The 9,313-nt window shown below is 40.5% G+C and carries 9 protein-coding genes and 1 pseudogene; 4 read left to right on the forward strand and 6 right to left on the reverse strand.

Features of this window, described 5'->3' with window-relative positions:
- The 6 genes and pseudogenes from MKJ01_RS18480 to MKJ01_RS18505 form a co-directional block, all read right to left on the reverse strand.
- Positions 1 to 1,457, reverse strand: a pseudogene (locus MKJ01_RS18480) (hypothetical protein); the annotation flags it as partial.
- Positions 1,458 to 1,474: 17 nt separating this feature from the next.
- Positions 1,475 to 2,410 carry a formyltransferase family protein gene (locus MKJ01_RS18485; protein WP_241615368.1) on the reverse strand — a complete coding sequence of 312 codons (936 nt, stop codon included), beginning with the start codon at positions 2,408 to 2,410 and terminating at the stop codon, positions 1,475 to 1,477.
- Positions 2,407 to 3,528: an ABC transporter substrate-binding protein gene (locus tag MKJ01_RS18490; RefSeq protein ID WP_241615367.1), complete on the reverse strand. Its 1,122-nt coding sequence runs from the start codon at positions 3,526 to 3,528 to the stop codon at positions 2,407 to 2,409. The genes MKJ01_RS18485 and MKJ01_RS18490 overlap by 4 nt, the downstream gene beginning before the upstream one ends.
- A gap of 63 nt (positions 3,529 to 3,591) precedes the next feature.
- Positions 3,592 to 4,137 carry a phage tail protein gene (locus MKJ01_RS18495; RefSeq protein WP_241615366.1) on the reverse strand — a complete coding sequence of 182 codons (546 nt, stop codon included), beginning with the start codon at positions 4,135 to 4,137 and terminating at the stop codon, positions 3,592 to 3,594.
- 32 nt (positions 4,138 to 4,169) lie between these two features.
- The gene (locus MKJ01_RS18500) at positions 4,170 to 4,712 is read right to left on the reverse strand and encodes a phage tail protein (protein WP_241615365.1); all 543 of its coding nucleotides are present in this window, start codon (positions 4,710 to 4,712) and stop codon (positions 4,170 to 4,172) included.
- A 43-nt stretch (positions 4,713 to 4,755) separates the two neighbouring features.
- Complete coding sequence (locus MKJ01_RS18505) at positions 4,756 to 5,295, reverse strand: phage tail protein (protein ID WP_241615364.1); 540 nt, start codon at positions 5,293 to 5,295, stop codon at positions 4,756 to 4,758.
- Positions 5,296 to 6,165: 870 nt separating this feature from the next.
- On the opposite strand from MKJ01_RS18505, the gene MKJ01_RS18510 reads away from it, so the two are divergent.
- From MKJ01_RS18510 to MKJ01_RS18525, 4 genes are read left to right on the forward strand one after another with little or no spacing between them, the layout of a single operon-like run.
- On the forward strand, positions 6,166 to 7,212 hold the full coding sequence (locus tag MKJ01_RS18510; protein WP_241615363.1) for a LysM domain-containing protein: 1,047 nt from the start codon (positions 6,166 to 6,168) through the stop codon (positions 7,210 to 7,212).
- Positions 7,196 to 7,579, forward strand: coding sequence for a hypothetical protein (locus tag MKJ01_RS18515; RefSeq protein ID WP_241615362.1), 384 nt, complete (start codon positions 7,196 to 7,198; stop codon positions 7,577 to 7,579). Before MKJ01_RS18510 ends, MKJ01_RS18515 begins: the two co-directional genes overlap by 17 nt.
- The gene (locus tag MKJ01_RS18520; RefSeq protein WP_241615360.1) at positions 7,576 to 7,914 is read left to right on the forward strand and encodes a DUF4280 domain-containing protein; all 339 of its coding nucleotides are present in this window, start codon (positions 7,576 to 7,578) and stop codon (positions 7,912 to 7,914) included. Before MKJ01_RS18515 ends, MKJ01_RS18520 begins: the two co-directional genes overlap by 4 nt.
- A gap of 17 nt (positions 7,915 to 7,931) precedes the next feature.
- Positions 7,932 to 9,242: a hypothetical protein gene (locus MKJ01_RS18525; protein WP_241615358.1), complete on the forward strand. Its 1,311-nt coding sequence runs from the start codon at positions 7,932 to 7,934 to the stop codon at positions 9,240 to 9,242.
- Positions 9,243 to 9,313 lie beyond the last annotated feature (71 nt).

Raw genomic sequence — 9,313 nt, forward strand, 5'->3', positions numbered from 1 at the left:
ACTACCGTATATGTTCCCGCAGCTAACCCGGTTCTGTCCTCTGTGGTTACTCCGCCACCCCAGTTGAAGGTGTAAGGCGCTGTTCCACCGGCAGGTGTAAGGTTGATTGCTCCATTAGAAGCACCGTTACAAGCTACATTGGTTACTACCGTTGTTCCGCTTACTGCACTGGCAGGCTGATTAATTGTAAATGTTCTTGTAGTCTGGCAGCCGGAGTTATCGGTTACTGTCACAGTATAGGTTCCTGCGGATAGTCCGGTAGCCGTTGCAGCCGTACCTCCGAAAGGCGCCCAAGAATAACTGTAAGGCGCAACACCACCTGACGGTACAACCGTAGCGACACCATTGGAGCCTCCATTACAAGATACATCAACTTTGCTCCCTGTCGTATTGATGCTGATCACCGTTAATGAAGCAGCGGTAGAAGTCGCATTACCCGCACCTATTGCCACCGCACGGTATTGGTAACCATTCATTGCTGAAGTAGCTCCTGTAATGGTTAAAGTATTGGTTGTCACTCCTGAATAAGGAGCCGTATTGGTTAAAGCAATAAATCCGGAACCGGAATTCTGATACCATTGGTAAGAACTAGCTCCTGTGGCAGTAACCGTAAAGCTGGTCGTTCCTCCTGCGCATATGGTCTTGTTTGCGGGATTTGCCGTGATTACAGGATTGCTGGCGAAAAATGTACACCCTGAATACTGTGATCCTGCAGCAGTACTGAGCGTCCAGTTGGCGTTGTTCATCACTGCTGTTCTTATATTAGCAGTAGTTGAAGTCGGCACTCCTGTACAGTTAAACTTCCCAGATCTGGCCACAGTGACACCAGATACCGGTCCTGTATAGAATGCACTGGTTCCTCCTGTAAGACCAGGCGGCATTAACGAAGCATTAGGGCTTCCAACGGCATCGCTATTCCATGCAGCGGTTGTAGAGCCTGCTGTATAGAAATAATTGATCCCGGCAATACAGGTTACATTAGCACCTGAAACACTACCGTTTCCTCCCTGGAATGCAATGATCTGATCACCTACAGATGATAGCACCAGACCATTAGAAGATGTTCCGTTAGTAAGCGCCACGGTACCATGAGGTGTGGATGTGCCTGTTGAAGGATTGTAAATAGAGGCCGACAACGCTGAAATGTATATTTCGGTACCAGCCGGTAGTGCAGTGGCGCTCGTCCATGTAACAGCAGACTCTGTAGATCCGGCTGCCTGCCATGCGTTACCTCCCTGGTATCCCCTGTCGGTAAAGCTTATTTGTGTTCCGCTTGAAATAGGCTGAAGCAGCACAAATGAGAATACATCTACCGAGGTAGAAGTAGAATCGTACGAGGTAAACGCGATCCCTCCGGGAGAGAGCGTTGTCTGTGCCTGGGCATATCCCAACAACGACGCTCCCGTTATGACGACTGCTTTCGCCAACGTTTTGAGTGTAGAATAAAAGTTTTTCATTTTAAATTATATTTAAGTTATAAATTGAGGAATTTCTCACCCTCCCTGAGCCCGAAAGCGGATAATCGATGTCCGCTCATGAAGCCCTCTTCGGTGTAAACAATATCTAATCTCAGATGTGAGTTCTGATTACATTTAACAATTAATCCATTTTCCTTATTCAGATACAGGATGGTTCCCGGAAGTCCGGCAGTATGTTCTATATTCTGAATAGGGGTTGCTTCCAATACCCTGATGTTCCATCCGTTCCATTGGGTATAGGCACCTTTATTCCATGGATTACAGGCTCTTGCCAAGGCTTCGATGGTTTCAGCATCATTTTTCTCCCAAGAAATACACACATCGGAAATGCCTGGCTTATGATAATACCTTGCCTCTCCTTCATGCTGTTCCGTTCCCTGAAATTTATTTTGCAGAAGGTTTAAAAGCTCATTTAAAAGGTTAGCCCCTAACCACGACAGATGAGTGCACAGTGCACCATGGGTCATATCCTGGGTCACAGCAATATTTTTTTTAAGGATAATCGCTCCTTTATCAATAAACCGGTCAATAGCATGAACGGTAATCCCCGACTGCCCCGAACGGCTCCTTATCGTTTCAAAGACCGGATCCGCACCACGCATTTCGGGCAAAAGACCGTAATGAAAATTGTAAAATGTACCGGGATACAATGTGAGAATTTCAGAGGAAATTTTCCAGGGAAAAGTCATGGTAAAAACAGTATGGGCCCCGGTATTCATTATTTCTTTTATCCGATCGGTGCAGCTTTCCTTAGTCATCAAAAATAAAGGGATCCCGGACTGCCTTGAAAGCAGAGTGCAAAAATCTATGACTTCCATATTGTTATCAGGAACTCCTAACGCACAAAGCCGGCCTGCAGCCTGTAAAGCCTGCAAAGCCGGAAATGCCATCCGGTTGTTACATAGAACTGCTATTTTAAATGCGCCTGTCATGATTCTAAACAGGCATAAGCGTTAAGCCATGTATTGGCTTCTACCGTTCTGATGTATTCAATATTACGTTCCAGTGCTTCACGTTCGGTTTCCGTGACGGAAGCTGCGTGAATGTCTTTTAAAATACAATTTCCCGTATCTTCATTTTTTGAAACGGTTGCGTAGTAAACTTCAGCCTCCGAAAATCCGTTTGCAGGATTCATATATACTTTTCCGCGCGGTGAATGAATGGTCATTCCATCGAAGTCCGTATTTTCAAGCCCTATAAACCGGGCAGCTTCCCATCCCAGCAAGGAAAACAGATTGGCCTTTCCATATTTAATTCCGTCCATTATACTTACAAAAGTTTCATTTTCAGGACTCTTTAAATTTCTGGACCAGGCTGCCGCTGCATTCCAGTCGTAACCAGGATATGGTATCTTTCCCAGCCATGTTTCCTCGGAAGTAAAGCCTGTTCCATAGACTTTATACTGCCCCGAAGCTTCACTGCTTTCTGCAAAAAAGTCTTCGGCCATGTCACCACAAAAAGTTGCCAGTACTGCAGTGTTCCGTTCTTTTTCAAGAAATTCCGTAAGTGGTTTTAATGTAAAATCAGAACGTTTCAGAGAGGTAATATGATTAAACACTACCGATCCTCCCTTTTCTTCAGCAGCGGCCGCAAACACATATGAAGGACGGTACCCCGCATCATAAAAGGAACAGCTGAATGCAAAATTCCTGAATCCTTCTTCAATGGCTTTGTGTGTGATCACCCGTGTGCAAAGACTGCCCTGAAGAGAGATAAACCATGCATTTGAAAGCTTTTCACTGAATTTGGGAAAATGATAACCGCTGTCCAGGACAATCAGTGTTTTTCCGGAAGCCTCAAAAAGAGGATGCACGAATTCTGCTGAAAAAGGATTCATATATCCGATGATGACATCTGTTCCGGCCAGCAAAAACTGTTCGCACTGATCATAAATTTCTTCGTTTTTTGCAGCAACCCCAATTCCCGCCGAAATAATTTCATGATATCCTTCCAGTTCTATATTCTTGAGGGATTGTTTAAAACCGTCCATAATATCGAACGAAATAGAAGGATAAATGACAGACCTGGGTAAAAGTAAAGCTATTTTCATGTTGTCGATAAAATCATTCTGCAGCAAAATTGCTTTGCCACCGATTGAGTAAATAAATGCTGGTTATGATCTTGAGGGAAAAATTCCGTAAGTACAGATGATGTAATTGATTCCGAGATAAGGTTGGCGAATATTAATCGGCTGTCCCGCTCCTGAAATGCTTAACGTTAATGTATTATTGGGTAATGGTCTCATACTGCTGTCCGGCTGATCACTGGAATATAAGCCGTCCAGTGACGCAAGTGCACTTCCTGCCGGAGAACCGGTATTTCCCTGATTTGAAGACGTTTTTATAGAAACGGCTTCTGATCCTGTCGCGTGCGTATGCGCGGGCATGTGCTGTATATCGCAGGTTACCGTTTCAGTCCCTACCATCATTCCTAATTGAAATACTTTTGTTCCTACCCCTATTCCGGTGCCCATCGCGGTCCTTCCTGCCAAATTCGGCAGCATGAAGTTGGTGATCCCGTCGCCTCCGTAAGTATTCCCCAAGAGGGCAAAAAGTGCCTGATTGGTATTGATTGCCATTGCCTGCCCCTGACATAATGCCCAATCTTTGGGAGCATAATTTCCGGCAAACATTCTTATTTCTGACATGGTTCCTTCCATAATAATTGTTTTTCTATTAATAATTTAATGAATTAATCCTGTCTTGGCGGCCAATAGCCCTCAAGACAAATAATGTAGTTTGTTGCCAGCACAGGCTGTATAATACTAAATGGAATATTGTTTCCTGTAGTCGATGTATAACCCGATGTGGTAGCAGGTGCAATGAAAGTGTCTGGTTCCAGGGTAGAGTAAGCAGCTTCTGAACCTGCCAGTATATTACCTGCCGGAGAACCTGTATTACCTTCATCTGAAAAACATGGAAATGAGATTGTTCCTGTTGCAGTGTGGTTGTGCGCAGGCATTTGTGCCATGGTCATCGTGACCGTCTCGGATCCACCTACCTCTCCTAACTCTATTTCAGTAAGATTATTACCCGTACCGGTCCCTACTGCAATTCTTCCCCGAAGGTCCGGCACTCCGAATGTAGTCCGGCCGTCTCCGCCAAAATTATTGCCCAATATTGAAAATACTGCAGTATATTCTGATATACTATAAAGTGTTCCGTCGCAAAAAGCCCATCCACGAGGAGCAAAATTTCCACCAAACATCCGGATTTCTCCTATATAACCTTCCATAATGATATTTTTAAGTGTTATTAATTTTTTTAAATTTCAATGATTATCCTCTTGAAGGGAACACTCCGTAAAGGCAAATGATATAATTCATTCCTAGCGAAGGCTGAACAAAAGTAAGTGCGTTGTTTCCTCCTGAATCACCAATCTGTAAGGTTAACGGAAGGGGTCTTGTCGTAGAATTCGGACTTTGATTGTACATAGCACCCTTTGATGCGAGGATGTTATTTGCCGGTGTGCCAGAGTCACCCTCATCCGAATACGCCGGAATTTGAATACTTCCTGCAACAGCGTGGATGTGTGTAGGTAAATTGGCCGTAGTCAGCTGTACAGAATTTGTTCCCGTCGTAGTTCCCAGACTGTATTTAGCAGACAAGCCGGGACCCTGCCCTACTCCGACAGCAGACCTGCCCGCAAGATTCGGCAGCGCGAAAGTAGTCTGACCATCTCCACCATAGGTATTCCCTAGGATTGCGAATAAAGCCGTATTTGACCTGATGGCCAATAAAGCGCCATTACAATACTGCCATGATTTGGGAGCAAAGTTTGCGGCAAAAAGCCGGATTTCTCCAATTGTTCCGTCCATAATTAGTTTTTTTTAATTATAATTAAAATTTTATAGTTTTATTTTAAGAGATAAAAATCTCAGGCTCCTATCCCAATTAAATTGAGATAAGCACACACAAGAAGTAACAGACTTAGTGATATGCCAAAAAACCTGGCGTATAATGTGTTTAGAATTTTAAAAAGAGGATAGTTTTTTCAGAGTGATTTAATATTTCAGGGTTTTGAGGTTTCATTATTAGTTTCTATAGTGTTAATATTAACAAAATTAACATTCATTGATTTGACACAAATATAACTTTTTTATTAATACATCAATAAAATATATCAGCATAATTTAAAAAATAAAAACAATATAATTTTATTTAATGCAGATTATTATTTGTTAAAATTTAATCTAAGAACTAAGACTTTAACTTTTCAAAAATAAGGTTTTTGGATACTAATAGAAATCAGTATTTATACTGAATTACAAAGAAAGTTTGCTTAATTGGAGAAAGTTTCAAAAGAAGCATACTGATCATTAGGTTAGAAGATGAGTGATAATGATATCAGTTGGTTTCACCGTTCTTCGCAGGATTATGATCGTTTAATTTTCTATGGAGAAATACCATATTCCAATACAGAATAACTTAATCACATGAAAAAAACTCATCAGAAGTATAAGCGGAATGGAAATGTATAAATTAATATATCGTTCCCTGTGATCCCGATATTATAAAAAAATTGAAACTCTTCTTTAGGCTTATACACTATCATTCCGATAGTTCTGAGAACAGTCAAATGTATGTCGTAGAAGTACTACAATTTTTAAAATTGTGATTTGCTGTGTAAATTCCTGGCATTTATTCATTAAATTTATAAGGCTGAAATATGTTTTAAAAAAATAACCATGATGAACGAAAACATTTTGCTACATGAAGTACAGCCAGGAGACACCCTGGAAAAAATAGGAAAAACCATTGGGATGACCAGTGACCAACTGAAGGATTTCCACAACAGCCATTGCAACAGAATGGATAAATTGTGGTTCGATAATCTGGTTGGCGTTAGGCAGATCTTTGTTCCCAAAGCCTATAAAAGCCCTGAGGAATTAATCATAGAAAAGAAGAAAGAACTGCCTCCACCCGATGTTACCAAGGATTTTTATGCGGACAACTATTCTGTAAAAGAAACTTTTTCAAATTCACTTGGGAATGATCTGGTCATTGAATACAAAATTAATATCAATTTTAAAATAAACCGGGAAACCAATTTACCATATCTTATAGCAGATGTACGCTGCTATGATTTTACGAAAAATACGGCTACGCCCAATGACAAGATGAGCCTTATATCTTTAGCTTGTATGGAGAGCATCTACCCTATTTCCTTCATGGTGTATGTTCAGGGAAAGATCTCCGGGATTTTTGAATTTGAAAAGCTGAGACAAAGGTTTGAGAAAAGAAGACCCGATCTGGAAGACTTTTTCATTGGTGAAATTTATAAAACCTATTTGGACAAGTTTCATGCAAGTCTGGAGAATCAGGAATTCATTCTGAAACAATTTTCCTCTGCATTGCTCTACCAGCTGCTTTTTCCAAAAACAGAATGGTTTTATAAGACCAATAACTGGACAGAAGATTTTCACTTCGTTCAGAATTCTTTTCACTTAAAATGTATTATGAGTGCAGAATACAATCACGAAAACACCGAAACGGTAGAAACTTTATTGAAAGGAAGTATCAAAGATCCGTTCTGCCTTCAGGAAATAATCCGCGGAATATCATTTAATGAAGAATCTGATGAACCGGCAAACAGCCAGGTAGAACTGTGGTATCTGACAGACAAAAAGACCAAGAAGATGCTTGAGGCAGAAGCTTCCGTAAGCTTATGGAATGACAATGAACTCTATAGAAAACAAACTTTAAAACTAACACAAGATGAAGAAATTTCCTGACAAAAATAATTTGTCCTCCGGAAACCAAGATTCTTTTGAATCTGATTTCTCACTGTTAGAAAATGAGGCTGATTTTGTTGATGGTAATTTTAACGGTGATGATGAAGAGGTCGATGAAGGACAGGATACAATGGAAGAAGATTCCCAACCGGAAGAAAATCCGGAAATAGCTGATAACAGCCAAACAGAAAAAAGAGAGAAGAAGCAAAATGAAAGCAGTTCCAGTGAACATGACAGTACCTATTTTGTGGTGCAAAAAGGAAAGGCGTGTTGTGATCAAGGTTCGAAATTCCCCAATTTTAAAGTAACCAGCCATCAGAAACACTATTGGAATGACGAACAGGGTGAAGCAGATTATCTGGCGTGACAGAAGATGATCTCACCTTTAATCCCAGCGCCATGCCGTTCGGGACCTGCAGTGTGAAAAATGGAAATCCCTGCACTTATTCACCTGCCGGCAAATGGACAAAAACTTATGAAAAAGTAAAAGTGTTGGAAAAAAGTGTTCTTACCGAAATATCTGAACTGATATGTGCAGCAGGCGGGAAAATAACGGTTATAAAGCACGGACAACAGAGCGAAGCCGGAAAAAGCAACATCAACAATGCAGATTCCCGGGAGCAGCAGGCTTATAATCCTGTTATGGATTTTGAAGAATTCAAGGAAGAAATCAATCAGTCGGACGAACCACATGCTTGGTAATTAAAAATTTAAAGATCATGGCAAAAAAAGGCGTTTATAAAATAGCAGGACATACAAATCCTAAAGTTGGAAAAAAAACTTTCTATAAAGTTGAGGAATGGTATCCTGAAACTCCTCTTTCTGATCGAATTCCTGCGAAAGTAACATGGGAATTATTTGTAAAAGGAGATAACGGATACGAAAGTACAAATATTAAGAAAAAAGGCATCAATCATTTTACTTTTGGACCAAAAGCACATCAATTTACCTATAAAATCGAAGGTTACCTCTATAAGCCTGAAGGAAATTCTCCGATGTCAATGATTGTTCGACCACAAAAAAATGAAGAGCCGCCGAAGCAAAAAGAAAAAGATATTGTAGGAGTCAGCCTTACATATGAAGACGGATCTAAAATTACCAAAGCACTAAGCTACAGAGATCGCTTGAAAGCGATTGCAAAATGTGAAGGAATGGAAGGTGAAAAAGTCGTTTTCACTTTGTGGGAAGATGACACTGTAAAAGGGGGTCACAATAAGAACAATCAATATATAACCCAATCTCCTGCTACTGAAGTTAATAAATATGGAAAAGCCACGTGGATTTTTTCTTTAAGCCCAACTTTTATTTCTCTCGCCAATAAAAGAGAGGATAATAAAAAACAGCACGAATACTATGTAACAGCCGAATATAATGGAAAGATAAATAGCTCAGGAAACGTCAATGCCGATAATCCGGGATACATTCCGCCTGCTTCAAAACCTGGTACACCAAAAACCGGAAATAATGGAACGGCTAAACCAAAAATTCAACCCAAAAAAGATACTCCAAAAGCATCTACAAAACCAAGTTCTCCCAATAACCAAGCCGATAAGAAAGGAAATATTGCAAGTGTAAAGTTAGCAGATGGAAAAGGAAAGACATTTACAAAAACACCAAAATTCGGAGAAACCATACAGGTTATTATTGAAGGAAAGGATTTAGTTGGCAAAAAGTATAATCTCCGTATATGGGAGCACGATTTAGTAGGTGACAATGATTTATTGTATAATCAGATTCATACTTTCAAAGCCGATAGGCAGATCGTGTATACCCCTCTAACAAAAGAAATGGAACAGACAGGGAGAATAGGAAATGATCCCAAGAACCCTGACCGTGGTGAATATACTGCAGAATGGAACGACCATCAGGAGATCTTCGCAGAAGTTATTTTTCTGTATGTTTCTTCAAAATCCTCAATAATAGATGTTGGGCTGAAAGAGGAACCTAAACCTGCAGATCAAAAAAAATCTCCGGCGAAGAAAGAGAACACTGAAATTACAAAAACAGATGGCACATGCGTTTTGAGGTAGTGTCTCACTAACTGTGTAAGTTAAAAAGTTATTCTGGAAAATTTTGAGCCCTTACAGCTCAAAAAATTTTT

This window comes from Chryseobacterium sp. SSA4.19 (assembly GCF_022601875.1).
GTDB lineage: Bacteria > Bacteroidota > Bacteroidia > Flavobacteriales > Weeksellaceae > Chryseobacterium.

Excerpts from the sequence above, each read along its gene's own strand:
- MKJ01_RS18525 (WP_241615358.1), top strand. The coding sequence starts at position 7,932 with ATGGCAAAAAAAGGCGTTTATAAAATAGCAGGACATACAAATCCTAAA.
- MKJ01_RS18490 (WP_241615367.1), bottom strand. The coding sequence starts at position 3,528 with ATGAAAATAGCTTTACTTTTACCCAGGTCTGTCATTTATCCTTCTATT.
- MKJ01_RS18505 (WP_241615364.1), bottom strand. The coding sequence starts at position 5,295 with ATGGACGGAACAATTGGAGAAATCCGGCTTTTTGCCGCAAACTTTGCT.
- MKJ01_RS18510 (WP_241615363.1), top strand. The coding sequence starts at position 6,166 with ATGATGAACGAAAACATTTTGCTACATGAAGTACAGCCAGGAGACACC.
- MKJ01_RS18485 (WP_241615368.1), bottom strand. The coding sequence starts at position 2,410 with ATGACAGGCGCATTTAAAATAGCAGTTCTATGTAACAACCGGATGGCA.
- MKJ01_RS18500 (WP_241615365.1), bottom strand. The coding sequence starts at position 4,712 with ATGGAAGGTTATATAGGAGAAATCCGGATGTTTGGTGGAAATTTTGCT.
- MKJ01_RS18515 (WP_241615362.1), top strand. The coding sequence starts at position 7,196 with ATGAAGAAATTTCCTGACAAAAATAATTTGTCCTCCGGAAACCAAGAT.
- MKJ01_RS18495 (WP_241615366.1), bottom strand. The coding sequence starts at position 4,137 with ATGGAAGGAACCATGTCAGAAATAAGAATGTTTGCCGGAAATTATGCT.